Here is a 23,873-nt window from a genome sequence, read left to right as displayed (position 1 = left end):
AACCGTCACCCGGTTGCCGCGCCCCTGTGGCGCGGAACCGCCAATCTAGGTCCGACGCCGCGCTGCCGCAATGGTCCGTTCCGGCTATTCGTCGCCGCGCGTTTCGGTGATGCCCAGCAGCTTCAGTTTGCGGTGCAGCGCCGAGCGCTCCATTCCGATGAACGTCGCGGTACGCGAGATATTGCCGGAAAAACGCCGAATCTGGACACGCAGATACTCGCGTTCGAACGACTCGCGCGCCTCGCGCAGCGGCGATCCCATGATCGCGCTAGCGGTGGCACCCCCTGCCCCGTCGCCGGACGATCCCAGCACCTCGGGCGGGAGCAGGTCGATGTCGATCCGCGCGATCCGGTTGCCCGGTGCGAGAATGACGGTGCGTTCGACGACGTTGCGCAGCTGGCGGACATTGCCCGGCCATTCATAGCTTTGCAGCGCAATCATCGCATCGGGTGCAACCTCCGGCGTCTGGACCCGGCGTTCGTTGGCGTAGTGCGCGACGAAATGTTCGACCAGCGGCGGAATGTCCTCACGCCGTTCCGCCAGCGAAGGAATCTGTACCGGCACGACATTCAAGCGGTAATAGAGGTCCTCGCGGAAATGGCCGTCGATGATCTCCTGCTGCAGATCGCGCGCGGTCGCCGATACGACCCGGACATCGACCTTCACCACACGGGTACCACCGACGCGGGTAAAGCTCTGATCGGTCAGCACGCGCAGGATGCGCGCCTGCGTCGCGATCGGCATGTCGGCGATTTCGTCGAGAAACAACGTACCGCCATGCGCTTGTTCGAGCAGGCCGGGCCGGACGAGGTTGCCGCCCTCCTCCACGCCGAACAGTTCCTCATCGACCCGTTCTGGCGTCATGCGCGCAGCGCTGACGATGACGAACGGCGCCTGAGCACGCTGGCTCCAGCCATGCAGCAGGCGTGCCGCCACTTCCTTGCCGACGCCCGCGCCGCCGGTGATGAGGACACGGCTGCCGGTGCCGGCCACGCGCTTCAATGTCGCACGGACGCTGTTGATCGCGGTCGAGCTGCCGGTCAGGTCGTCCTCGCGTCCCGCCGAGGCGCGCAGCGACGCGACCTCGCGTCGAAGGCGTTCGGTTTCGGTCGCGCGCTGGACCAGGAACAGCAGCCGTTCCGCCTCGAACGGCTTTTCGATGAAATCGACCGCGCCCCGCCGAATGGCAGCAACGGCGGTGTCGATGTTGCCATGGCCGGAGATCACCAGCACCGGCAGCGACGGATCGCGTGCCTTCAGTTCATCGAGCAGTTCCAGCCCGTCGAGGCGAGATCCCTGCAACCAGACGTCGAGCAGCACCAGCGACGGCCGCCGTTGCGCGACCGCCTCGAGTGCGGCGTCACTATCGGCCGCGCCGCGCGTCTCGTATCCCTCGTCCTCCAGCACGCCGGCGACGAGTTCACGGATATCGGTTTCGTCGTCGACGACGAGAATATCGAGCTTCATGCGGGCGTTCCGGTCCGGGTAAGCATGGGGTGGCGCGTTGTAACCTCCTGTGAATCGTCATCTTCCGACGTCCCCGTTCCCGCCAGCGCGGCAAGGATGGAGGGATCGAAGATGATCGACACGATCGTCCCTCCTCCGGGACGGTCGGCGAACGATATGGTTCCGAAATGTTCCTCGACGATCTTGCGGACGATGGCGAGGCCAAGGCCGGTGCCGCCCTTGCGCGTGGTCATATAGGGTTCGGCGATGCGGTCACGTTCGACCGGCAGGCCGATGCCGTTGTCGCTGGTGTCGATATGCATCCGCCCCTGCGCATCGTAGCGGACGTCCATCTCGATCCGACCGCGCGGTGCACCCTCGGGGCGGGCGGCGACGGCCTCGGTCGCGTTCTTGACGATGTTGGTCAACGCCTGGCCCAGCTGGCGCCGGTCGCACACCAGCGGCGCGGCGCCGGCGGATTCCAGCACGAAGTCGATGTCGGGATGCGCGACTTCGTGCAGGAACAGGCTCTGTCGCCCCAGTTCGGCAAGCGATTCATGCCGGAACACGGGCTTGGGCATCCGCGCGAAAGAGGAAAACTCATCGACCATGCGGCGCAGGTCGCCGACTTGGCGAACGATCGTCTCGGTCAGGCGGGCGAAAGTGCCGTCGTCCTCGATCAGCTTGGTCCCATAGCGGCGCTGCAACCGCTCGGCGGCGAGCTGGATCGGGGTCAACGGATTCTTGATCTCGTGCGCAATGCGACGGGCGACGTCGGACCATGCCGCGCGACGCTGGTCGAGCAATTGCTGCGTGATGTCGTCGAAGGTCAGGATATGCTGGCCATCGTCACGCGTAATACGCACCGCCAGCGTCTTTGCCTCGCCCCCCGACGCCAGTTGGATGATCGCGTCCTGCGTCTCGCCGCCCAGCAGATCGTCCAGTTCCGGCGCGACATCGGCGAGCGGCCGCCCCACCAGCGGCGTACTGCCGGTCTTCAGCAGCGCGGTCGCCGAACTGTTGGCGAGCTGGATCGTACGGTCGCGCCCGACCGAGACGACGCCGGCGCTGACGCCCGACATCACCGCCTCGATCAGCGCGCGGCGGCTGTCGATCTGGGCGTTGGCGGCGACCAGTTCGCCGGTCTGTTCCTGCAATCGCTCGGTCATGCTGTTGAACGCGCTGGCGAGCGTGCCGATTTCGTCCTTCTGGCGTGTGCCGTTCGGTTCAGGAACCCTCGCCGACAGGTCGCCGCCAGCAACCCGGCGTGCCGCACCGACCAGCGCGCCGACCGGACGAACCAGACGGTCGGCGACCGCGAGCGCGACGAACACCGCGAGGCCGACGATGATGAGCGAGACGACGAACAGCGCTATGTTCAGTTGCAGCTGCACATTGCGCGAGCGTTTGAGCAGCGCAACATAATCAGACAGGATAGCCTGCGTGCGGTTGCGCCGTTCGGTGTACGTCGCCAGATCGATGTCACGCGCGGAATAGACGTAATAGGGCGTGTCGAGGACGCGGGTCACCGATTGCACTTGTCGGTCACGTACGCTGACGTAGCTGGGCTTACCCGCTCGCAAGGCAGCGATCGACTGCGGGTCGATGCTCCAGCGCAGCGGCCCTTCGTAGATCGATGCCGAGGCCAGAGACCGGGGACGGCCGTCCGGGGGAATGTCGAACACAACCGAATCACTCAAACCCCGGAACACGATGCTGTTCTGGTAAACCAGACGGAATTCGTCGCTCTCAAGGGAGTAGCGATTGTTGAGCAGCATCCGGCGGATATCCGATGCGACCGCAATATTCTGGCCATCCACGGTATTGAGGAATTCGTTATAGGATGACTGTGCCAGTACCTGCGCGTTTTCGAAGATGCCTCGCGCGCGATCCGAGGACCAGAATTCGACGCCATATTGAAACAGGAACGACGCGACGATCGTCACCAGCAACATCGGGACGCTGGCAAGGATCGAGAACAGCGCGACCAGCCGTACGTGCAACAGGCCGGAGCCACCGATTACCGACTGCGCCGCGCGTCGCTTTGCGATCCGCCGACCGATCAGAACCAGCAGCGCCATCGCGGGGATAAGATTGGCAACCAGCACCACCGCCATCAGCGACGGAGAAGGCAGTTGGCCTCGCGCGCTTTGCGATCGATCGAACAGCACGTAGCTGCCGACACCGATGGCGATCACCGCCAGCAGCACGACGACCTCGATCGCCGGAAACCATCGCGCCGGGATCGATGTGGCGCGCTTCGGTTCCGTTAACGCTGCAACCATAGTTGCCGTTTTACAACATTCCCGCCCCAACGCACGTCAAATCGCACCGCAATCGTCCGGTAACAGGATTAGCGTTCCTTTTCCGCATGATAGGCACGGACCGCCGGGTCGATCCCCAGTTCATCGAGCCGCTTGCGCAAGGTGTTGCGGTTCAGGCCCATCGCTTTTGCAGCACGCAACTGGTTGCTGGCGTGGCGATCGAGCATCGCTTCGATCAGCGGGCGTTCGACGTCGGAAATAAGACGGTCGTACAGGGTTCCATTCTCCAGCGTCGCCGGCTCCTCGCGGGCGACACGGCGCAGCCACGCCCGCACCGCATCGCCGAGATCGGCATCGGGCTGCACCGCAGGTCGTCCGCCGGTATCGCCCAATGCCCCGCGCAACTCGCTCGCCTCGATCGCGGTATCCCGGCCCAGCACGGCGACGCGGCGCATCAGGTTTTCGAGTTCGCGGACATTGCCGGGCCAGTCATGCCCCTCGAGCAGTTCCTGCGCGTCCGCCGTCAGCGTCTTGCGCGGCAGGCCATCGCGCACCGCCTGGTCGAGAAAGTGACGGGCGAGCAGCGCCACGTCCTGCCGACGTTCGCGCAAGGGGGGCAGCGCGATGGGGACGACGTTCAGGCGGTAGAACAGATCCTCGCGGAACTGGCCCGACTGGACCTGCGCGGCCAGCGTCTTGTTGGTCGCAGCGACGATGCGGACATCGGCGCGGATGAGGCGGGCGCCGCCGACGCTGGTGAACTCCCCCGACTGCAGCACGCGCAGCAGCCGGGTTTGCGCCTCCATCGGCATGTCGCCGATCTCGTCGAGGAACAGCGTGCCGCCCGCCGCCTGCTCGAACTTGCCGGCCGACCGCTGCGCCGCGCCGGTGAACGCCCCGCGTTCATGGCCGAACAGCTCCGCCTCGATCAGCTCGCGCGGGATCGCCGCCATGTTGAGCGCAATGAACGGCGCGCGGCTACGGCGGCCCAGGTCGTGGATCGCGCGGGCGACCAGTTCCTTGCCGGTGCCGGATTCGCCGGTGACCAGCACGGTCAGGTCGGTCGCGACGACCCGCGCGATCACGCGGTACACATCCTGCATCGCCGGCGACCGCCCGATCAGCGGCAGCGACGAATCGATCGCGTCGACCGGCTGCTCCTCCGCACCGCGCGACCGTCGCGCCAGCGCCCCGCGTACGGCCAGCGCCAGCGTGTCGAGGTCGAACGGCTTGGGAAGATAGTCGAACGCCCCGGCTTCGGTCGCCCGAACGGCGGTGGTCAGCGTGTTGCGCGCCGACAGGACGATGATCGGCAGGTCGGGAAATTCGGCGTTGAGGGTCGCCGCCATTTCCAGCCCATCGCCATCGGGCAGCACGACGTCGGTGACCAGTACCCCCGGCAGGCCGGCGCGCAGCTCCGCGCGCAATTGCCCCAGCGTGCCGACGCTGTGCACCTCATGCCCCTCCCGGCGCAGCGCCTGCGCCACGACGGTCCGGATCGCCGCGTCGTCATCGACCAGCAGGATGCGCGAGGAAGCCGTCATGCGCGCGGCAGGTGAAGGCGGAATACGGTCATCGGCGGATATCCTTCGCGGGCATAGCGGACGAAGCCATTCATCTCGCCGACCAGTTTCTCGACCATCGGCAGGCCGAAGCCCCGCCCCTCCCGCTTGCCCGAAACAAACGGTTCGAACAGGTGCCCGGCGATGTCGGCGGGCGCGCCGGGGCCATTGTCGGTCACGGTCAGTTCGATCGGCACCGCCCGGCGCTCGCCCCCGCCGATGCCGTGCGACATGCCGTGGCGATAGGCGGTGCCGAGGATGATGCGCGGCTGCTCGACCTCCTCCAGCGCCTCGGCGGCATTCTTCAGGAGGTTCACCAGCACCTGGACGAACGCATCGCGGTCGATCCGGACGGGTGGCAGCGAGGGGTCGAAGCGCTCCTCGATCACGATCCCCCGCGCGAAGCCGGCGGACGCCAGCTGCACCGCATGGGCGAGGACGGGGTAGATGTTCTGCACCTGCAACGCGCGCGGACGGTCGTCGGTGAATTCCTGCATCCGATCGATCAGCGCGGCGATGCGATCGACCTCTGCGATGATGAGGTCGGTCAGCACGCTGCGGTCGTCCACGTCGCCCGCCAGCAGCTGCGCCGCGCCGCGAATGCCGGACAAGGGGTTCTTGATCTCGTGCCCCAGCATCGCCGCCGCACCGATCGCGGCACGGGCACCCGCCGCACGCGACCCGATATGACCGTCGCGAATGCCATTGAGCATGACGACCCGCCACGCCGACCCGTGGGTCGCCGGGCTGTCGTGGAAGTCGACCCGCAGCCGCCCGCCGCGTCGCAACTGCAATTCGCAATCGTAGCTGACGAAGGTCCGCCCATCGCGCGGATCGCCATAGCCCGGCGGCAGCGAGACGATCTGTTCAAGCGACAGCCCGCGCATCGCCCGGTCCGACTGGTTCAGCAGCAGTTCCGCCGCCCCATTGGCATGGGCGATACAGCCAGCCTCGTCGAGCACCAGCGCCGCCACCGGCAGGCCGGTGAACAGCTCGGCGAACGAAGGCATCCCTTCGCCCGCGCTCACGCCGCCGCGCGCGTACACCATGGCGCATAGAAATCGGCGAGCATCGCCAGCACCGTGGCGGATTCCGGCTGCTGGTTCACCTTGTTGCGGAACTCGGCCGATCCGTGCAGCCCCTTGGTGTACCAACCGATATGCTTGCGCATCATGTTGACGCCGGTTTCCTCGCCATAATGGTCGAGCATCATGTGATAATGTTCGACGATCAGGCGATATTGTTCCTCGACCGACGGATCGGCGGGCGCGGTGCCGCCCGACAGCGCCGCCATGACCTGCGCGAGCAGCCACGGCCGGCCATAGGCACCACGACCGATCATCACGCCGTCGGCTCCCGACTGGTCGAGTGCGGTCCGCGCGTCATCGACCGAGCAGATATCGCCGTTGACGATCACCGGTACCCTCACCGCGTCCTTCACCCGGCGGACGAACGCCCAGTCGGCATGGTCGCGATACATCTGGTTCCGCGTACGGCCATGGACCGTCACCATCTGCGCGCCCAGATCCTCGGCGATATGGGCGAGTTCGGGGGCGTTGAGGCTGGCATGATCCCAGCCCATCCGCATCTTGACGGTCACCGGCACCTCCACCGCCTTCACCACCGCCGCGATCAGATCGGCGGCGAGCGGCAGGTCGCGCATCAGCGCCGACCCGGCGTCGCCGTTCGTCACCTTGCGCACCGGACAGCCCATGTTGATGTCGATGATCGCCGCGCCCTTGTCCTCGGCGAGCTTGGCGGCCTCCCCCATCTCGACCGGCGTGCAGCCGACGAGCTGCATCGACACCGGCTCTTCCGCCGGGTCCCACATCGCCTTCTGGATCGACTGGCGCGTCTCGCGGATCGCGGCCTGGCTGGCGATCATCTCGGTGACGTTCAGCCCCGACCCGTGCCGCCGCACCATCTTGCGGAACGGCAGGTCGGTGACACCGGTCATCGGCGCGAGGATAACCGGCATGTCGATGACGACATCGCCGATGCGAATGGGAGCTATGGTCATGGATTGTGCCTGAAAATCGGGCAGCATCTACGCCATCCGCCGGTCGAGGGCAAGGCTGGCGGGCGCGCACGGCTTACGCTAGGCGGGCGCCATGCAGACCGGTCCCACAGTCGCCCTGATCGTCGCCGCCGGAACCGGCGTCCGGTCGGGCAGCAGCCTGCCCAAGCAATTTGCCCCCGTCGCCGGACGGGCGATGATCGCCCATGCCCATGCCGCGCTGGCCGGCCATCCCGGCATCGACCGGGTGCTGGTGGTGATCGGCGCGGGACAGGACGCGCTGCTGCATTCGGCAGTCGGTGAGGTCGAGTTCGTGATCGGCGGAGCGACACGGCGCGAGAGCGTGGCCGCCGGGCTGGCCGCGATCGGCGATGCCGCACGGGTGCTGATCCATGACGCCGCGCGGCCGTTTCTGCCCGCCATCGCCATCGACCGCCTGCTCGCCGCGCTGGACCAAGCACCGGGCGCGGTACCGGTCCTGCCCGTGGCCGATACGCTGGCGTTCAGCGGTGCGGCGCTGGGCGATGTCGTACCGCGCGACCGGCTGGTCCGCGTACAGACGCCGCAGGCTTTTGCGGTCGACGCCATTCGCGACGCTCATGCCGCATGGGATGCGACCGCCGAGGCGACCGACGACGCGCAGATGCTGCGCGCGATCGGTCTGGACGTGGCAATGGTCGAAGGGGACGTCATGCTCGAAAAGATCACCTATCCGGCCGACTTCGCCGTCGCCGAGTCCCGCGCGCTGCCCGCGCTCGTGTCGCGCAGCGCTACCGGGTACGACGTCCACCGGCTGGAGGCGGGCGAGGAGTTGTGGCTGGGCGGCGTGCTGATCCCGCACGACCGGGGCCTGTCGGGGCATAGCGATGCCGACGTCGCGCTTCATGCCATCACCGATGCCCTGCTCGGCACAATCGGCGCGGGCGACATCGGCACCCATTTTCCTCCGAGCGATCCGCAATGGCGCGGCGCCGAATCGGGACAGTTCCTCCAACATGCCGCATCGCTGGTCCGCGCCGAGGGCGGCATCATCGATTTCGTCGACCTGACGCTGATCTGCGAGGCGCCCAAGATCGGCCCGCACCGCGCCGCGATGCGGAGCCGGATATCCGACCTGCTCGACATTGCCGAACGGCATGTGAGCATCAAGGCGACGACCAGCGAGCGTCTGGGCTTCACCGGCCGGCAGGAAGGTATCGCCGCACAGGCGATCGCGACGATCCGGGTGCCAGCATGAAGCGGCTGGCCGCACTGCTGGCGCTGGCTGCCTGTGCCAATGCCCCGGCGCAGGCAGCCCAGCCCTGCGTCACTCCGGCCGAAGCGGAGGCGCTGGTCCTGTTCGTCGCGCCCGAGCTGATCCGGCAGGCGGGCGCCCGCTGCGCCAATGCCCTACCGCCCACCGCGTTGCTGCGGCGGAGCGGCGGGCCGTTCCTGTCGCGCTACGAAGCCGAAACCGACGCGGCCTGGCCGCAGGCCAAGGCGGCCCTGTCGCGCCTGACCGCGCCGCAGGCGATCCAGCTCCTCGATTCGGCGTTTGCGGCACCGATCGTCGCGTCGCTCATCGCACCGATGGTCGTCGGCAATATCGATGCGGCCGATTGCCCCCGGATCGAACGCGCCGCGACCCTCGTCCAGGCGCTGCCGCCCCGCAACGTCGCCGGGCTGATCGTGCTCTTCGCGCAGGTCGATGCCGACCGCCCCAACCCCCAGATGCGGCTGCCGCTGTGCCGGCAGACCGCCCGGAATTGATGTGATGGACAGCATACTTCCCCCCGAACTGATCGAAGCCGCGCGCCGGGTGATCGACGCGAATCGTGCCGTCGGTCGCCGCATCGCGCTCGCGGAAAGCTGCACCGGCGGGCTGGTCGCCGCCGCGATCACCGAAATCCCCGGCTGTTCGGACGTGTTCGAAGCAGGCTTCGTGACCTATTCGAACGAGGCCAAGATCGGGCTGGTCAAGGTCAGCTCGGACGTGATCGAAACTTTCGGCGCGGTGTCGATCGCAACGGCATGGAGCATGGCGCAGGGCGCGCTGGAGGTGACGCAGGCCGATGTCGCGGTGGCGATCACCGGCGTCGCGGGGCCGGGCGGGGGTAGCGAGAAGAAGCCGGTCGGCACCGTCGTCTTCGCCCGCGCGGAAAAGGGTGGCGATCCGGCGAAGGTCGTCGCCGACCTGCGCCAGTTCGGCGATCTGGGGCGCGGGGCGATCCGCCTTCAGGCGGCGTTGTGCGCGCTCGAACTGCTGCTGCCGCCGGAAGCGGCGTCCGACGAACCCGTCGCCGAATCCCCGTAAAGCCGGGCGGCGCGATCCTCGAACGCGCCGATCATCTTGCGCAATGCCCGGTCGAATACCTGACCTGCGAGCATTTCGAACACGCGGTTCTTGAACTGGAAATCGACGCAGAACTCAACCAGCGTCCCGCCCTGCCCGTCCGGCTTGAACCGCCAGTCGTTGTTCAGATATTTCAGCGGCCCGTCGAGATAGTCGACGCGGATATGGCCGGGCCGTTCCTTCTGCACCTTCGACGTGAAGCTCTCGCGCAGGCCCTTGAAGCCGACGATCATGTCGGCGACCATCTCCGTCTCGCTGTTCGATCGCACCCGGATCGCGCTGACCCACGGCAGGAACTCGCCATAGCGACTGACATCGGCGACAAGGTCGAACATCTGCTCCGGCGTGTAGGGCAGATGACGGGTTTCGGTATGCTTCGGCATCAGGCGCGAACGACGCCCAGCTTGGCATCACGGTTCGCCCGCATCCGTTCGAAATCGTCGCCGGCGTGGTAGCTCGACCGGGTGAGCGGCGACGATGCGACCAGCAGGAACCCCTTGGCGCGGGCGATCGCGGCGAACCCGTCGAATGCCTTGGGCGTCACGAAATCGATGACCTTGGCGTGTTTCGGCGTCGGCTGCAGATACTGGCCCATCGTCAGGAAATCGATATCGGCCGAACGCATGTCGTCCATCACCTGATGCACCTCCAGTCGCTCCTCGCCCAGCCCCAGCATGATGCCGGACTTGGTGAAGATCGACGGGTCGAGCTTCTTGACGCTCTCCAGCAGGCGCAGCGACGCATAATAGCGCGCACCCGGACGGATCGTCGGGTAGAGCCGCGGCACGGTTTCGAGATTGTGGTTGTAGACATCGGGGCGCGCCGCCACGATCATCTCGACCGCCGCCTCGTGCTTGTTGCGGAAATCGGGCGTCAGGATCTCGATCGTCGTGGTCGGGTTCGCGGCGCGGATCGCCTCGATCACCTTCACGAACTGCTTCGCGCCACCATCGGGCAGGTCGTCGCGATCGACCGAGGTAATGACGATATGGTTCAGACCCATCGCCGCCGCCGCTTCGGCGACATGCTGCGGTTCCATCGGATCAACCGCGCGCGGCATACCCGTCTTTACGTTGCAGAACGCGCAGGCGCGGGTGCAGGTGTCGCCCAGGATCATGACGGTCGCGTGCTTTTTCGACCAGCATTCGCCGATATTCGGACAGGCCGCTTCCTCGCACACCGTCGTCAGGCTCTTCGACCGCATCAGCGCGCGGGTTTCGGCCACGACTTTTCCGGTCGGAGCCTTTACGCGAATCCAGTCGGGCTTGCGTTCGCGCTGCGGGCGGGGGAGCGGCGTCATTTCGTTCATGTCGCCCAGATAGCGATGCACGGGCAAACGAACAACCGCCTGCAACATTCCGTCGCGTCATGCGTCGTAGCGCGCGAGGGAAGAGCACAATTCATGATGGAGATTATTTGATGCACTTCAGCGACCTCAAGGAAGGTTATTACCGTTTCCGTGGCACCGAATGGCAGCAGGAACGCGAACGCTGGAGCGAACTGGCCACCGGGCAGAGTCCGAAGGTGATGGTGATCGCCTGTTCGGACAGCCGCGTCGATCCGGCGACCATCTTCGGTGCGCGGCCGGGTGAGATTTTCGTGGTGCGCAACGTCGCCAACCTCGTGCCGCCGTTCGAGGACGATGGCGGTCGCCACGGCGTGTCGGCGGCGCTGGAATTCGCCGTCACCAAGCTGGAAGTCGAGGAAGTTCTGGTCCTGGGCCACGGGGCCTGTGGCGGCGTGAACGCCAGCCTGACCCAGGCGCTGGCCAATACCAAGCCGGGCGAAGGCGGCTTCGTCGCCCACTGGATCGATCTGCTCGACGAAGCGCGTGAAAACGTCGCCGCCGAACACGGCACCGGGCCGGAAGGTCAGAAGGCACTGGAGCAGGAGGGCGTGAAGGTTTCACTCAGGAACCTGATGACCTTCCCGTTCGTCAAGGAACGGGTCGATGCCGGCACGCTTAAGCTCCACGGCGCGGTGTTCGCTATCGACGACGGGCGCTTGCGCGTACTCGAAGGCGAAACGTTCGAAAACGCGTAACCTGTCGGCGGGGGCGGGGTTGATCCCCCGCCCCGCAATACGAGTCAGCCTTCCTTCGGGCCGTCCACCGTCACGCGAATGTTCAGTTCCCGCAACTGCTTGGGCGTTGCGTAATTGGGCGCGCCCATCATCAGGTCCTCGGCCTTCTGCGTCATCGGGAAGGTGATGACCTCGCGGATGTTAGGCTCGTCGGCCAGCAGCATGACGATGCGGTCCACGCCCGGAGCCGAGCCGCCGTGCGGGGGGGCGCCGAACTTGAACGCGTTGATCATGCCCGCGAAGTTCGTGTCGACGTCGGCCTGCGAGTAGCCGGCGATCTCGAACGCCTTGTACATGATTTCCGGACGATGATTCCGGATCGCGCCCGACGACAACTCCACGCCGTTGCAGACGATGTCATACTGGTAGGCGAGGATGTCGAGCGGGTTCATCGTTTCCAGCGCCGCCATCTCCCCCTGCGGCATCGAGAAGGGGTTGTGGCTGAAGTCGACCTTCTTCGCGTCCTCGTCATATTCGAACATCGGGAAGTCGACGATCCAGCAGAACTCGAACCGCTTGTCGTCGATCAGGCCCAGCGTTTCCGCGACGCGGGTGCGAGCAAGGCCGGCGAGCTTGGCCGCCTGCGCTTCCTTGCCTGCGGCGAAGAACACGCCGTCGTCGGGACCGAGGCCGAGCGCTTCGGCGATCTTCGCCATGCCTTCGTCGCCATGGTTCTTGGCGATCGGGCCGCCCCATTCGCCGCCCTTGCGCGTGGCATAGCCGAGGCCGGCAAACCCTTCGCCTTGCGCCCAGGCGTTCATGTCGTCGAAGAACTTGCGGCTCTTGTCGGCGGTCTTGGGCGCCGCTACCGCGCGGACCACGTCGCCCGCCTCGACGATCGAGGCGAAGCGGCCGAAGCCCGAGCCGACGAACAGATCGGACACGTCGGTGATAATGAGCGGGTTGCGCAGGTCGGGCTTGTCGTTGCCGTATTTCAGCATCGATTCGCGATAGGGGATCCGCTGGAACGGCAGCGGGCTGACGGTGCGGCCCTTGCCCTGCCAGTTGGCATATTCCTCGAACACGCCGTGCAGGACGGGTTCGATCGCGGCGAACACGTCCTCCTGCGTGACGAAGCTCATTTCGAAATCGAGCTGGTAGAACTCGCCCGGCGAACGGTCGGCGCGGGCGTCTTCGTCGCGGAAACAGGGTGCGATCTGGAAATACCGATCGAAGCCCGCGACCATCAGCAGCTGCTTGAACATCTGCGGCGCCTGCGGCAGCGCATAGAACTTACCCGGATGCACGCGGCTGGGGACCAGATAGTCGCGGGCGCCCTCGGGCGACGACGCGGTCAGGATCGGCGTCTGGAATTCGGTGAAGCCCTGATCGATCATCCGGCGGCGCAGCGACGCGATGACGTTCGAGCGCAGCAGGATGTTCGCGTGCAGCCGTTCGCGACGCAGGTCGAGGAAGCGATAGCGCAGGCGAATGTCTTCGGGATATTCGGCCTCGCCCGCCACCGGCATTGGCAGTTCCTGCGCCGCCGACTGCATCGTCGCGGCGCGGGCGTAGATTTCGATCGCGCCGGTGGCGAGGTTCGGGTTCTTGGTTGCCTCACTGCGCAGCTTTACATTGCCGTCAATCGTCAGCACCGATTCGGTCCGGGCGGATTCGAGCAGCGCGAGGGCCGGCGAATCGCTGTCGGCGACGATCTGGGTGATGCCGTAATGGTCGCGCAGATCGATGAACAGCACGCCGCCATGGTCGCGCTTGCGATGTACCCAGCCCGACAGGCGGACGGTATCGCCGTCGTTCGCGTCCGTGAGCTGGCCGCAGTTATGGGTACGATAGGCGTGCATCATTCAAACCTTATTTGCCGCGTCGATCCCCGCAGGTGCGGGGGAGCGGGTGCTTGACCGCGCAGTACGCTATCCCAATAGGGTCGCAACGCGATGTGCGACAAAACGCCGAAGCGGTCCCCGCGGGTGCGGGGGAGACCTATTGGCGTTCCACGCCAAATCATTCTGCATCGCCCCCCGCGGGTGCGGGGATGACGGATTAATCCGTAGCCGCGCGCTTCCCCCTCCCACCCCCTTTTGTCAAGGCGCGGAACCCTTGCTATGCGGGCATGATGCACATCCATCCGTTGATCGAGGACAGCGCGACCCTCGCCGCCCTCTGTACCCGCCTCGCCCAGTCCGACTTCGTAGCCGTCGACACCGAGTTCATGCGCGAGAACAGCTATTGGCCCGAGCTGTGCCTCATCCAGATTGCCAATACCGAGGAAGCCGCCGCGATCGATCCGATGGCGCCGGGGATTGACCTCACCCCGCTGCTGAACCTGCTGACCGATAACGAGGACGTGCTGAAGGTCTTCCATGCCGGCGGGCAGGATATCGAGATCGTCTATAACCTGACCGGCAAGACCCCCTTTCCCCTGTTCGATACGCAGGTGGCGGCGATGGCGCTGGGGCAAGGCGAGCAGGTGGGATATTCCAACCTTGTCGACGCCTATCTGGGGATCACCGTCGACAAGGGCGCGCGGTTCACCGATTGGTCGCGGCGGCCACTGGACGACCGGCAGATCGATTACGCCATCGCCGATGTGACTCACCTGTCGGTGATCTTTCCCAAGATGCTGGGCAAGCTGCGCAAGACCGGGCGCGGGCTGTGGCTGGACGAGGAGATGGAACGGATCGCCGATCCGGCCAACTACTTCAACGATCCCGAAGAGGTCTGGCAGCGCATCCGCGTCAACAGCCGCAAGCCCGAGGCGCTGGGACGCCTGAAGGCGCTGGGCAAGTGGCGCGAGCTGGAGGCGCAGGGCAAGAACCTGCCGCGCGGACGGATCGTCAAGGATGAGACGATCGCCGATCTGGCGGGCAACCCGCCGCGCAAGCAGGGCGATCTGGCGAAGGTGCGCGGGCTGTCGGCGGCATGGGCGCATAACGACATCGGCGGACGGATGATGGACGCGCTGGCGAATGCCAAGCCACTGCCCGCCGACCAGATGCCGGGTCGCGACGAGCGCAAGCCGGCGCTGGGCAAGGAAGGCGCGTTGGTCGCCGACTTGCTGAAACTGTTGCTCAAGATCCGGGCGAACGAGATCAAGGTCGCATCGCGGTTGCTGGCACGGTCGGACGATCTGGAGGCATTGGCCGCCGGGCAACGCGAGGGGCTGTCGATCCTGAGCGGCTGGCGGTTCGAACAGTTCGGGCGGGATGCGCTGGCACTGGTCGAAGGTCAGCTGGGGTTCACCGTGCTGGGTGGAAAGCTGAAGATGACCCGAGCGGAGGTAGTCGAATGAAGCCCATGATCCTGATCGCCCTGGTGCTGGGCGCCTGTACGACCACGCATCAGGCCGGGGGCGAGCGGGTGCCCGCCCTTGCCGGCGACACGTGCAATTCCAGCAGTCTGGCATCGCTGGTCGGCAAGCCGTTCTCGGCCGCGCTCGAAGCCGAGGCGAAGAAGCAGTCGGGGCTGACGACCGTCCGCGTGATCCGGCCGGGCATGGCGGTCACGATGGATTTCCGTCCCGACCGGCTGAATATCGACCTCGACGAGAAGAATGTCGTGACCGGATTCCGCTGCGGCTGAACCCCAAAGTTCACTAAGTTCACACTTGCGCGCTGTTTGTGCGTTGTCGCTTCAGGCCCGGTATCTGTTCTCCAATAACCGTCGCCCCAGCGTAGGCTGGGGCCTCCAGCGGCTCCTGCGGCGCGTCATGACAGGGAGATCTGGGATGACGATCGCGGCGACGCGGATAAAACCGTACCGGCGGCTTCGGAATTAGGAAAGTACCGGCTTAGCGCGTGACCAGCGCCGCGCTCATGCCAAGTGCGGCCGCCAGCGCGCGGTGGCGCTTCTGCACCGCTTCGCCATATAGCCCGGCGTCGGCGGCAGGGACGACCAGTTCCACCTGCCCCCGCCTACGGCCGACATCGGTGCGTTGCAGCGGGGTAGCGACGCCGCCGCTCAACCGCTGACCCAGCCGCATGGCAAGGCCCCAGCGATGCGCCGCCTCCAGCGCGGCGATGGGGGCGAGGCGACCCAGCGGTGCCGGCGGACCATCCGCGCTGCCGCCGCCCAAACAGCTATGCAGCGCCTGCGCGACGATGGCGCGGCCGGCGGCGTCGATCGCCACCCAATTGCCGTGCAGCGCGATCTCCACGCCGCGTTCGGCGCGAAACTCCGGGTTCGCGTGCCAGCCCACATCCGCCAGCAGGCAGGCGGCATGGCGTAGGCGGACGGCGGCGGGGGCGTCGTCGGGAAAGAGGGGGGCGATCCATTTGTGGAGCAGATCACCATGTTCGACGAAACGCCCCTGCCGCGCCCCTTCGTCATGGGCGGCGACCAGCAACGGGTCCTGCTTGCGCACCGCCGGCGAGAGCGCGGCGTAGAGCAGCCCTTCGCGCAGGCCATAGGCGGAGATCATCGTCGTGGCACTGCCCAGTTGCCGCGCCATCGCCGCCAGTACCGCTGTCGCATTGTCTAGCGTCGGCACGCGCCCGCCCGAAAGATTCGGCACCGATTTCAGATCGGCGCGCGGCGTTTCGGCGATGATCCGCTCCAGCTCGGCGATACGGTCGAGCGACATGGTATAGCCGTGCGCGATCGGTAGCGGATAGTCGGTCAGGTGCATGTCGAAGCGCGCCAGCGCCCGCCACGACCCGCCGACCAGATAGAAGGGCAATCCCTTCCCCCGCCCGGTCCAGCCGGCATCGGCGACCAGCCGCTGGACGACGCGGTCGAGTTCGCCCGGACGGCGCTCCCGGATCGCCCCGATGCGCAGGACGCCGAGCGGGAACGACACGCGCTCACCGACCCTGCCGTTCTTGATCCGCACCAGTTCGAGGCTGCCGCCGCCCAGATCGCCGACGATCCCATCGGCATCGGGAATGGCGGAAAGCACGCCGTTGCCGGCGGCCTGTGCCTCCTCTTCGCCAGTCAGCGTCTCTACCGTCAGGCCGAGTGATTCGGCGAGCGTGACCAGTTCGTGACCATTGGCCGCGTCGCGTACGGCGGCGGTGGCGACGGTGCGCACCACCTCCACCTGCATCTCGCCGGTCAGCCACGCGAAGCGGCGCAGTGCCGTGGCGGCGAGCTTCATCGGCTCCGGTTCGATCGTACCCGTTTCGGCGAGCGAGCGGCCGAGACCGGCCAGGACCTTCTCGTTGAACAGCGTCGCCGGAATGCGGTCCGGCCCGCCATAGACGACCAGCCGGATCGAGTTCGAACCGATGTCGATAATCGCACTATGCGCCGGGCTGACCGGACGATTGATCCACGGCAGGCGGATCAAGACGCGCCGTCCCGGGCCGCCCGCCAGGCGCGCAGCGACAGCTTCTGCGGCACGGTCGCCGAACCGCTCTCGATCGCCGCACCCCGCCCAGACAGCGAGGGGTTGGTCATGAAATAGCGGTGGAGGTTGAACGGCCGGTCGCCCTTCGGCACGCGACGATAGCTGCCGTCCGGCCCCAGTTCCCAGGTCTGTTCGGTGTCGAGCAGGTTGGCGACCATGACCTGATCGAGCACCTGGTCGTGGACGGTCGGGTTGTTGATCGGCATCAGATATTCCACGCGGCGATCGAAGTTGCGCGGCATCCAGTCGGCCGAGGAGACATAGACCAGCGCATCGTCATTCGGCAGCGCCTGTCCGTTGCCGAAGCAATAGATACGGCTGTGTTCGAGGAAGCGACCGACGACCGATTTCACCCGGATGTTGTCGGACATGCCCGGCACGCCCGGCCGCAGACAGCAGATGCCCCGCACGATCAGGTCGATCTGCGCGCCCGCCGCCGATGCCTCGTAGAGCTTGTCGATCAGTGCCGGGTCGACCAGCGAGTTCATCTTCAGCCAGATCGAGCCTTCGCCACCCGACCGCGCGGTCTGGATCTCACCCTCGATCAGCGCCTCCAGCCGGTTGCGCAGGTCACGTGGCGAAATGGCGAGCTGTTGCAGCGACTGCGGTTCGACATAGCCGGTGATGTAGTTGAACACCTGCGCCGCATCGCGCCCGATCACCGGATCGGCGGTGAAGAAGCTGAGGTCGGTATAAATGCGCGCCGTTACGGGATGGTAGTTGCCAGTCCCGAAGTGGCAATAGGTGCGATAGCCCTGTTCCTCCCGCCGGACGACCATCGAGATTTTCGCATGGGTCTTCCACTCGATAAAGCCGTAGACGACCTGCACGCCGGCACGTTCGAGGACCGAGGCGAGGTTGAGGTTCTGCTCCTCGTCGAAACGGGCCTTGAGTTCGACGACGGCGGTCACCGACTTGCCGGCCTCCGCCGCTGCGACCAGCGCGGCGACGACGGCGGATTGCTTGCCGGCGCGGTACAGCGTTTGCTTGATCGCGACGACATCGGGATCGGCGGCGGCTTGCTTCAGGAAGGCCAGCACCACGTCGAAGGTTTCGTAGGGGTGATGGACGACGATGTCCTTCGCCCGGATCGCCGCGAAACAATCGCCGCCATATTCGCGGATGCGTTCGGGGAAGCGCGGGGAGAAGGGCGGGAACTTCAGGTCCGGCCGGTCTTCGGCGACCAGCATCGACAGGTCGCCGATGCCGAGGAACCCGCCGGTTTCGGTGATGAGCGCATCGCTGCCGCCCATTTCGTCGCGCAGCAGCTGGACCAGCTCGTCCGAAATGCCCGATTCGATTTCGAGGCGGATGATCCGGCCCCGCCGGCGACGCTTGATGGCGGTGCGGAAGTAGAGGACGAGGTCCTCGGCCTCTTCCTCCAGTTCGATGTCGCTGTCGCGGATTACGCGGAAGGCGGCCGACGCGCGCACGGTGTAGCCGGGGAAGAACAGGCCGGAGAAATGGCGCAGCACGGTCTCGATCGCGACATAGCGGGCGTTCTTGCCCGGCAGGCGGACGAAGCGCGGCATGGCCGGGGGTAGCAGCACCACTTCGCGCACCTCGACCTCGTCCGAGCGGCGGATCAGGTCGAACAGCATCGCCGAGCCGAGGTTCGGGATGAACGGGAACGGGTGCGCCGGGTCCAGTGCCTGCGGGGTCAGGACCGGAAAGACCTGTTCGCGGAAATGGCGTTCCAGCCACGTCTCCGTTTCGCCATGGATCGCATCGGCGCCCAGCACGAAGATGTCGGCCTGCGCCAGACTGGCGGCGATGTCGCGCCAGATGCGCTGCTGGCTGTCGACCAGCCCGGCGGCGTCGACGGTGATGGCGGCAAGCTGTTGCGATGGCGTGAGGCCATCGACCGATTCATGGCCGACGCCCTGGTTCTGCTGCCCCTTCAGCCCCGCCACGCGGACCATGAAGAATTCGTCGATGTTGGTCGCCGAGATCGACAGGAAACGCAGGCGTTCGAGCAGCGGGTGGTCGGGGTTGCACGCTTCGTCCAGCACGCGGCGGTTGAACGCCAGCCAGGACAGTTCGCGGTTGAAATAGCGGGCCTCGGGCGCGGCGGCGACCGTGGTGCGGGCGGAGGGGACCGGATCGTTCACAGCAGGCGGTCCAACAGCAACGGGCTGTCGGACAGCGCGGCGCGCGCGGTCGGGATCGTCAAACGGCGCGTCGAGCGCAACATCGCATCTTCCTCCAAAGCCTCGACGATCCGAAGCACCGCAAGGTGGCTCCGTTCGACCCGGCGGGCAAGCCAGCGCACGACATCCGGCGCGGCGACAAGCTCTTTCCTGTCGAACAGATATTGCAGCAATGTTTCGATCAGCAGTTCGTCGGGCGCTTCCAGCCGCAATACCGGCGTTGCCCCCATCCGCGAACGTAGGTCGGGCAGGCCGATACGCCAGATCGGCGGTGGTGCATCGGCGACGATCAGCAGCGGCTGCCCCTCGCTCTGCGCCCGGTTCCATGCGTGGAAGAGGTCCGTTTCGTTCCACCGTTCCGCATCGTCGGCGATATTGCCGCCGCTGCGCGCCACGAACGACCGGGCGAGCAGCGTCCGGCCCGATTTGCGCGGGCCGACCAGCAGCGCCGCCTTGACCGGCCACGTCTCCCAATGATCGAGGTGGTGGACGGCAGCTTCGTTCGATGGTCCCACGAGGAACAGGTCCTGCCGGGCGCCGGCGGGAAGTTCGAGGGAGAAGGAAAGCTGTGCCGAACCGCTACGCGACTGGGTCATCCCTGCGGCGTACTCGGCGGCGGGGGCGGGGCGGCGGCGGCACGGCGGCGAATGCGCAGTGCCCCCTCCCCCTGCTGCACCTGCCAGCCGCGCGCCTCCAGCGCGGCGGTGAGGATCGCGACGTCGCCGTCGAAGGTCACGCGCAGCACCGATACGCCGCCCAGCGCGAGGCTGGAGGTCGCGGCCGAGCGGACGCCGGGAACGGCACGCAGCGCCGCTTCGGTCGATTCGACGGCGGCGGCATTGGGGGTGTCGGCCTGGACCGACAAGGTGACGGCTTCGGTGGCGGGCGCGGGCGTCGGCGTGGCGGCCGGGTCGATCAGTGTCGGATCGGCGATCGCTTCGTCGTTCGGCGCGGCCGGCGTGCCCGGCGGCGGTGCGGCCAGCACTACGTCGGGGCGCAGCGTGCCGGCCTGCAACGCCTGCTGATATATCGTGTCGATCCGGCGGACGCCTTCGTCGAGGAGCGCGGGTACGGCGTCCCCCTGCTCCACGCGGAGCGAGAAGCTGCCGAGCAGGCGGTTGTCGGGGCCATAGCCGGCGGTGAAGGTGCCAATCACCGGGCCGCCCGGCCATTGGCGATAGAGCCGGACCTGCGGGATCAGCACATCGGATGCGCCATATTGGTTGAGGACGGTGCGCCACCAGCCGCGTCCGCGTCGCGTCACCTGGCCCGCGTTGAGCAACAGGCCATCGGCGCCGGTGCCGCTGGGGCGGACATAGTCCATGACGCTGCCCCCGGTGCGAAAGCGCGCCCACGCCGCCTGCCACGGGGTCGCGCGTTCGAAGACCGTGCCGGTGCCGCCGTCCCAGATCAGCGGCAGTACCAGCATCGCCGGGCTGCGCTCGGACACGCCGGCGATGCCGAGGATCGAGGCGGCACGCCCGCGATTGAACAGCACGCCGAGGCGGGCGATGTAGCGTTTCGGGCCGATCTGTTCGCTCTCGACGACGATGCCGCTGACCAGCGAATCGAGCGTGCCGTCGGGCAGCGAGCGGGCTTGCCCCGTCAGCCGCTGCGACAGCATCTGCCAGCCCTTGCGCTGTGCGATGCGCCATCCGGCGGTGCGCGCGGCGTCGGCGGAGGGACCGGCGACGTCGACGCGGACGCCGTTCACCTCGAAACTGCCCGAATTGTCGACCGCGGCGACACCGCCCTGTTGCGCCACGACCGCGCCCGTGGCGACGACGCCCAAGGCGACGGCGGCAAGGATGCGGCGGGGCTGATACAAAGTCATGGCCGCCTTTTGACGAAGCAGGCGTGGAAATCCAAGCGCGATGTGGCTAACCGGGCGACATGAGCAACGAAGCGGACCGCGGCGGCGGCTATACCTACGCACAGGCAGGCGTATCGATCGCGGCGGGCAATGCCCTGGTCCGTGCCATCGGGCCGTTGGCGAAATCGACGCGGCGTCCCGGTGCCGATGCGGAACTGGGCGGGTTCGGCGGGGTGTTCGATCCCAAGGCCGCCGGGTTCAAGGACCCGTTGCTGGTCGCGGCGAACGACGGCGTCGGCACCAAGCTGAAGCTGGCGATCGAGCATGACGCCCATGACGGGGTAGGCATCGACCTGGTCGCGATGTGCGCCAACGACCTGATCGTGCAGGGTGCGGAGCCGCTGTTCTTCCTCGATTACTATGCCAGCGGAAAGCTGGTCGCCGACACTGCCGAGCGGGTGGTCGCATCGATCGCGGAAGGGTGTCGTCAGGCCGGCTGCGCGCTGATCGGGGGCGAGACGGCGGAAATGCCGGGCATGTATGCCGATGGCGATTATGACCTTGCCGGTTTCTGCGTCGGTGCGGTCGAGCGCGAACAGTTGCTGACGGGCGACAAGGTTGCCGTGGGCGACGTGATCCTCGGCCTCGCATCTTCCGGGGTGCATTCGAACGGATTTTCGCTCGTTCGGCGGCTGGCGGCGGACAAGGGCTGGAAGCTCGACCGCCCTGCCCTGTTCGATCAGGACGTGCTGCTGATCGATGCGCTGATGGCACCCACCAAAATTTACGTGAAGTCGTTGCTGCCGCTGCTGCGCGAGGGGCGCATCCACGGGCTGGCGCATATCACCGGCGGTGGCTTGCTGGAGAATATCCCGCGCGTCCTGCCCGACGGTGCCCATGCCATGGTCGACGCCGATGCGTGGGAGCAGTCACGGCTGATGGCGTTCCTGCAAGGACAGGGCAATATCGAGCCGGAGGAAATGGCGCGCACCTTCAACTGCGGCATCGGCATGGCGGTGCTGGTCGCAGCCGACGATGCGGAGGCGGTTGCTGCGGCATTGGCGGAAGCGGGCGAGACGGTCGTTCGGATCGGTACGGTCGAGGCGGGCGACAAGGGCTGTACGGTGAAGGGCAACGCCGGCACGTGGAGCGCCCGTGCCGACTGGAGTGCGACGCATCTTGGCTAGGCACCGGGTCGGCGTCCTGATTTCGGGGCGGGGGTCGAACATGGCGGCGCTGGTCGCGGCGGCGAAGGCGGCGGACTGCCCCTACGAGGTCGTGCTGGTGGCGTCGGACAAGCCCGATGCAGCCGGCCTCGCCCATGCCGCCGAACAGGGGATCGCTACCTTCGCGCAATCGCCCAAGGGTATTCCCAAGGCGGAATATGAGGCGGCAATCGACGCGGCGCTGCGCCAGGCGGGCGTCGAGACGATCGCGCTGGCCGGCTATATGCGGCTGTTGTCGGGCGACTTCGTGGCGAAGTGGCGCGACCGGATCGTCAATATCCACCCGTCGCTGTTGCCCGCCTACAAGGGCCTCGACACCCATGCGCGGGCGATCGCGGCGGGCGATGCCGAGGCGGGCTGTTCGGTGCATGTCGTCACCGAAGAGTTGGACGCCGGGAGCGTATTAGCCCAGGCGCGCGTTCCGATCCTGCCCGACGATACCGCCGATACATTGGCGGCGCGGGTGCTGGTGGAGGAGCACCGCCTCTATCCGCAAACACTGGCGGAGTTTGTGACGCGATGACCGAGATGCTCGACCGTATCCGTGAAGCTGTGGGCATATTGCCCGATGTGGAGGAGCGGATCAGCCACGGACAGCCGACCTGGTTCGTGGGGGACAAGCAGTTCGCGCAGTTCCGTGACGATCATCATGGCGAAGGCCGAACGGTCGTCTGTGTCCGGACGGGCGGCGACGACGAACAGGCGATGCTGATCGAGGCGGCACCCGATGTGTATTCGCGACCGGCCTATCTGGCGTCGAAAGGCTGGGTCGCGATCATGCTGATCGGCGATATCGACTGGGTGCTGGTCGACGATCGCATTTCGCGCAGCTGGGAACTGGCCGCCCCGCGCGCGCTGCTGGAGGCCGGCGGGCGGTGAGCGACGCCGAAGACGCGCGGGCCGAACGGCGGCGCTGGATCACGCTGGCCGAGGGCGTGGCGGTGGCCGGGGTCGTGATCGGCGGGCTGACGCTATGGAACAACGTGTCCGAGCGGCGCAGCGCCGAGGCGGAACGGATCGCCGAGCGGGCGTCTTCGGCGAAGGCCAAGGCAGCACTGGCGATCGTAGCGACGCCGGAGAGTGATGGCGAACGGCTGGTACTAAGTGCATCCGACCGGCGGATCGAGCGGATCGAGGTCATATTTCCCCCGGTGCTGAAGGTCTCGCCCAAGTCGGCGGTCGGCGATGTGGCGATCGCGGCGGACTGGATACGCGCGCCGGTACTGGCGATCACCGATGGCGGGGCGGACGCGCTCGAAGGGCGCTTGCCGGTGGCGATCACCGCGACATGGTGGGACGGCGACAGGCAGCTGCGGTCAAGCGCGATCTACGACCTGGTTTTCACGACGCATGGCCGCCTGGTCGGCGGTCGGTCGCTGGGGCTGAAAGCGCTGGCGCGGCGGGAAGCGGCTACCGGCGGTATCGGGCGGCGGCTGGATACGTTGTGGGGGCAGGAATTGGGGCGGTTGGCGGGATAGCAAGGCTTTCCGTTCGTGCTGAGTAGGGGCTGAGCTTGCCGAAGACCCGTATCGAAGCATTCGACCCAGGCGTTCCTTCGATACGCCATTTCGACAGGCTCAATGGCTACTCAGGACAAACGAGGGGAGCATTTTGACGGACGCTCTCGACGGACGCTTCTCGATAAGCTCGAAGCTGCTCGAACCGAACGGAGTTGG

The 23,873-nt window shown here is 66.7% G+C and carries 22 protein-coding genes; 10 read left to right on the top strand and 12 right to left on the bottom strand.

Annotated features, from left to right (window positions below; genetic code table 11):
* Positions 1-84: 84 nt before the first annotated feature.
* The 5 genes from ntrX to dusB form a co-directional block, all read right to left on the bottom strand.
* Positions 85-1,467, bottom strand: a complete 1,383-nt coding sequence (ntrX, locus tag ASE83_RS05250; protein ID WP_055784392.1) for a nitrogen assimilation response regulator NtrX — start codon at positions 1,465-1,467, stop codon at positions 85-87.
* Complete coding sequence (locus tag ASE83_RS05245; protein ID WP_055784390.1) at positions 1,464-3,731, bottom strand: sensor histidine kinase; 2,268 nt, start codon at positions 3,729-3,731, stop codon at positions 1,464-1,466. Before ASE83_RS05245 ends, ntrX begins: the two co-directional genes overlap by 4 nt.
* Before the next feature lie 68 nt (positions 3,732-3,799).
* Positions 3,800-5,254, bottom strand: a complete 1,455-nt coding sequence (ntrC, locus tag ASE83_RS05240; RefSeq protein ID WP_055784388.1) for a nitrogen regulation protein NR(I) — start codon at positions 5,252-5,254, stop codon at positions 3,800-3,802.
* Complete coding sequence (locus ASE83_RS05235; RefSeq protein WP_235512998.1) at positions 5,251-6,282, bottom strand: two-component system sensor histidine kinase NtrB; 1,032 nt, start codon at positions 6,280-6,282, stop codon at positions 5,251-5,253. Before ASE83_RS05235 ends, ntrC begins: the two co-directional genes overlap by 4 nt.
* A 14-nt stretch (positions 6,283-6,296) precedes the next feature.
* The gene (gene dusB, locus ASE83_RS05230; RefSeq protein ID WP_055784594.1) at positions 6,297-7,292 is read right to left on the bottom strand and encodes a tRNA dihydrouridine synthase DusB; all 996 of its coding nucleotides are present in this window, start codon (positions 7,290-7,292) and stop codon (positions 6,297-6,299) included.
* 91 nt (positions 7,293-7,383) lie between these two features.
* Between dusB and ASE83_RS05225 the strand changes: the two genes are divergently transcribed.
* Genes ASE83_RS05225 through ASE83_RS05215 form a run of 3 tightly spaced genes read left to right on the top strand, consistent with a single transcriptional unit; the run spans position 7,384 to position 9,582 of the window.
* Complete coding sequence (locus ASE83_RS05225) at positions 7,384-8,526, top strand: bifunctional 2-C-methyl-D-erythritol 4-phosphate cytidylyltransferase/2-C-methyl-D-erythritol 2,4-cyclodiphosphate synthase (RefSeq protein ID WP_055784385.1); 1,143 nt, start codon at positions 7,384-7,386, stop codon at positions 8,524-8,526.
* Positions 8,523-9,038 carry a hypothetical protein gene (locus ASE83_RS05220; RefSeq protein WP_055784382.1) on the top strand — a complete coding sequence of 172 codons (516 nt, stop codon included), beginning with the start codon at positions 8,523-8,525 and terminating at the stop codon, positions 9,036-9,038. Before ASE83_RS05225 ends, ASE83_RS05220 begins: the two co-directional genes overlap by 4 nt.
* A gap of 4 nt (positions 9,039-9,042) precedes the next feature.
* On the top strand, positions 9,043-9,582 hold the full coding sequence (locus tag ASE83_RS05215; protein WP_055784380.1) for a CinA family protein: 540 nt from the start codon (positions 9,043-9,045) through the stop codon (positions 9,580-9,582).
* Here the strand turns inward: ASE83_RS05215 and ASE83_RS05210 are convergent.
* Together ASE83_RS05210 and lipA are read right to left on the bottom strand one after the other, a co-directional pair.
* On the bottom strand, positions 9,504-10,004 hold the full coding sequence (locus ASE83_RS05210) for a type II toxin-antitoxin system RatA family toxin (protein ID WP_055784378.1): 501 nt from the start codon (positions 10,002-10,004) through the stop codon (positions 9,504-9,506). The genes ASE83_RS05215 and ASE83_RS05210 overlap by 79 nt on opposite strands.
* Positions 10,004-10,930, bottom strand: a complete 927-nt coding sequence (lipA, locus tag ASE83_RS05205; RefSeq protein ID WP_055784591.1) for a lipoyl synthase — start codon at positions 10,928-10,930, stop codon at positions 10,004-10,006. Before lipA ends, ASE83_RS05210 begins: the two co-directional genes overlap by 1 nt.
* A 107-nt stretch (positions 10,931-11,037) precedes the next feature.
* Here lipA and ASE83_RS05200 point away from each other — a divergent pair, with 107 nt between their 5' ends.
* The gene (locus ASE83_RS05200; protein WP_156352647.1) at positions 11,038-11,664 is read left to right on the top strand and encodes a carbonic anhydrase; all 627 of its coding nucleotides are present in this window, start codon (positions 11,038-11,040) and stop codon (positions 11,662-11,664) included.
* A gap of 44 nt (positions 11,665-11,708) precedes the next feature.
* Here the strand turns inward: ASE83_RS05200 and aspS are convergent, their stop codons facing one another.
* A complete protein-coding gene (aspS, locus tag ASE83_RS05195; protein ID WP_055784588.1) occupies positions 11,709-13,505 on the bottom strand; it encodes an aspartate--tRNA ligase in 1,797 nt (598 codons plus the stop codon).
* Positions 13,506-13,777: 272 nt separating this feature from the next.
* On the opposite strand from aspS, the gene rnd reads away from it, so the two are divergent.
* Both rnd and ASE83_RS05185 read left to right on the top strand, forming a co-directional pair.
* On the top strand, positions 13,778-14,953 hold the full coding sequence (gene rnd / locus ASE83_RS05190; RefSeq protein WP_055784586.1) for a ribonuclease D: 1,176 nt from the start codon (positions 13,778-13,780) through the stop codon (positions 14,951-14,953).
* A complete protein-coding gene (locus tag ASE83_RS05185) occupies positions 14,950-15,243 on the top strand; it encodes an I78 family peptidase inhibitor (RefSeq protein WP_055784373.1) in 294 nt (97 codons plus the stop codon). Before rnd ends, ASE83_RS05185 begins: the two co-directional genes overlap by 4 nt.
* Before the next feature lie 208 nt (positions 15,244-15,451).
* Here ASE83_RS05185 and ASE83_RS05180 read toward each other — a convergent pair whose 3' ends face one another.
* Genes ASE83_RS05180 through ASE83_RS05165 form a run of 4 tightly spaced genes read right to left on the bottom strand, consistent with a single transcriptional unit; the run spans position 15,452 to position 20,992 of the window.
* Positions 15,452-16,948 (bottom strand): Ppx/GppA family phosphatase, encoded by a 1,497-nt coding sequence (locus ASE83_RS05180; protein ID WP_235512995.1) that lies wholly within the window; start codon positions 16,946-16,948, stop codon positions 15,452-15,454.
* Positions 16,945-19,119: an RNA degradosome polyphosphate kinase gene (locus ASE83_RS05175; protein WP_055784371.1), complete on the bottom strand. Its 2,175-nt coding sequence runs from the start codon at positions 19,117-19,119 to the stop codon at positions 16,945-16,947. The genes ASE83_RS05180 and ASE83_RS05175 overlap by 4 nt, the downstream gene beginning before the upstream one ends.
* On the bottom strand, positions 19,116-19,754 hold the full coding sequence (locus tag ASE83_RS18380) for a hypothetical protein (protein ID WP_055784368.1): 639 nt from the start codon (positions 19,752-19,754) through the stop codon (positions 19,116-19,118). The genes ASE83_RS05175 and ASE83_RS18380 overlap by 4 nt, the downstream gene beginning before the upstream one ends.
* Positions 19,751-20,992 carry a hypothetical protein gene (locus ASE83_RS05165; protein WP_055784366.1) on the bottom strand — a complete coding sequence of 414 codons (1,242 nt, stop codon included), beginning with the start codon at positions 20,990-20,992 and terminating at the stop codon, positions 19,751-19,753. Before ASE83_RS05165 ends, ASE83_RS18380 begins: the two co-directional genes overlap by 4 nt.
* 59 nt (positions 20,993-21,051) lie before the next feature.
* Between ASE83_RS05165 and purM the strand changes: the two genes are divergently transcribed.
* The 4 genes from purM to ASE83_RS05145 are packed head-to-tail and all read left to right on the top strand — an operon-like array spanning position 21,052 to position 23,675.
* The gene (gene purM, locus ASE83_RS05160) at positions 21,052-22,158 is read left to right on the top strand and encodes a phosphoribosylformylglycinamidine cyclo-ligase (protein ID WP_055784364.1); all 1,107 of its coding nucleotides are present in this window, start codon (positions 21,052-21,054) and stop codon (positions 22,156-22,158) included.
* A 40-nt stretch (positions 22,159-22,198) separates the two neighbouring features.
* Positions 22,199-22,720, top strand: coding sequence for a phosphoribosylglycinamide formyltransferase (gene purN, locus ASE83_RS05155; RefSeq protein ID WP_055784363.1), 522 nt, complete (start codon positions 22,199-22,201; stop codon positions 22,718-22,720).
* Positions 22,717-23,076: an MmcQ/YjbR family DNA-binding protein gene (locus ASE83_RS05150; RefSeq protein WP_055784362.1), complete on the top strand. Its 360-nt coding sequence runs from the start codon at positions 22,717-22,719 to the stop codon at positions 23,074-23,076. Before purN ends, ASE83_RS05150 begins: the two co-directional genes overlap by 4 nt.
* The gene (locus tag ASE83_RS05145) at positions 23,073-23,675 is read left to right on the top strand and encodes a hypothetical protein (protein WP_055784360.1); all 603 of its coding nucleotides are present in this window, start codon (positions 23,073-23,075) and stop codon (positions 23,673-23,675) included. Before ASE83_RS05150 ends, ASE83_RS05145 begins: the two co-directional genes overlap by 4 nt.
* Positions 23,676-23,873: the final 198 nt, after the last annotated feature.

It is taken from the genome of Sphingomonas sp. Leaf32 (assembly GCF_001421765.1).
GTDB lineage: Bacteria > Pseudomonadota > Alphaproteobacteria > Sphingomonadales > Sphingomonadaceae > Sphingomonas.
The sequence above is the reverse complement of the archived record's forward strand: the minus strand, read 5'-3'. Positions and strand labels throughout refer to the sequence as shown.

Coding starts and splice junctions, on each gene's coding strand:
- ASE83_RS05150 (WP_055784362.1), top strand. CDS start 22,717: ATGACCGAGATGCTCGACCGTATCCGTGAAGCTGTGGGCATATTGCCC.
- purN (WP_055784363.1), top strand. CDS start 22,199: ATGGCGGCGCTGGTCGCGGCGGCGAAGGCGGCGGACTGCCCCTACGAG.
- ASE83_RS18380 (WP_055784368.1), bottom strand. CDS start 19,754: ATGACCCAGTCGCGTAGCGGTTCGGCACAGCTTTCCTTCTCCCTCGAA.
- ASE83_RS05220 (WP_055784382.1), top strand. CDS start 8,523: ATGAAGCGGCTGGCCGCACTGCTGGCGCTGGCTGCCTGTGCCAATGCC.
- rnd (WP_055784586.1), top strand. CDS start 13,778: ATGCACATCCATCCGTTGATCGAGGACAGCGCGACCCTCGCCGCCCTC.
- ntrX (WP_055784392.1), bottom strand. CDS start 1,467: ATGAAGCTCGATATTCTCGTCGTCGACGACGAAACCGATATCCGTGAA.
- ASE83_RS05225 (WP_055784385.1), top strand. CDS start 7,384: ATGCAGACCGGTCCCACAGTCGCCCTGATCGTCGCCGCCGGAACCGGC.
- lipA (WP_055784591.1), bottom strand. CDS start 10,930: ATGAACGAAATGACGCCGCTCCCCCGCCCGCAGCGCGAACGCAAGCCC.
- ASE83_RS05185 (WP_055784373.1), top strand. CDS start 14,950: ATGAAGCCCATGATCCTGATCGCCCTGGTGCTGGGCGCCTGTACGACC.
- ASE83_RS05215 (WP_055784380.1), top strand. CDS start 9,043: ATGGACAGCATACTTCCCCCCGAACTGATCGAAGCCGCGCGCCGGGTG.
- ntrC (WP_055784388.1), bottom strand. CDS start 5,254: ATGACGGCTTCCTCGCGCATCCTGCTGGTCGATGACGACGCGGCGATC.
- aspS (WP_055784588.1), bottom strand. CDS start 13,505: ATGCACGCCTATCGTACCCATAACTGCGGCCAGCTCACGGACGCGAAC.
- purM (WP_055784364.1), top strand. CDS start 21,052: ATGAGCAACGAAGCGGACCGCGGCGGCGGCTATACCTACGCACAGGCA.
- ASE83_RS05210 (WP_055784378.1), bottom strand. CDS start 10,004: ATGCCGAAGCATACCGAAACCCGTCATCTGCCCTACACGCCGGAGCAG.
- ASE83_RS05165 (WP_055784366.1), bottom strand. CDS start 20,992: ATGACTTTGTATCAGCCCCGCCGCATCCTTGCCGCCGTCGCCTTGGGC.
- ASE83_RS05245 (WP_055784390.1), bottom strand. CDS start 3,731: ATGGTTGCAGCGTTAACGGAACCGAAGCGCGCCACATCGATCCCGGCG.
- dusB (WP_055784594.1), bottom strand. CDS start 7,292: ATGACCATAGCTCCCATTCGCATCGGCGATGTCGTCATCGACATGCCG.
- ASE83_RS05235 (WP_235512998.1), bottom strand. CDS start 6,282: ATGCCTTCGTTCGCCGAGCTGTTCACCGGCCTGCCGGTGGCGGCGCTG.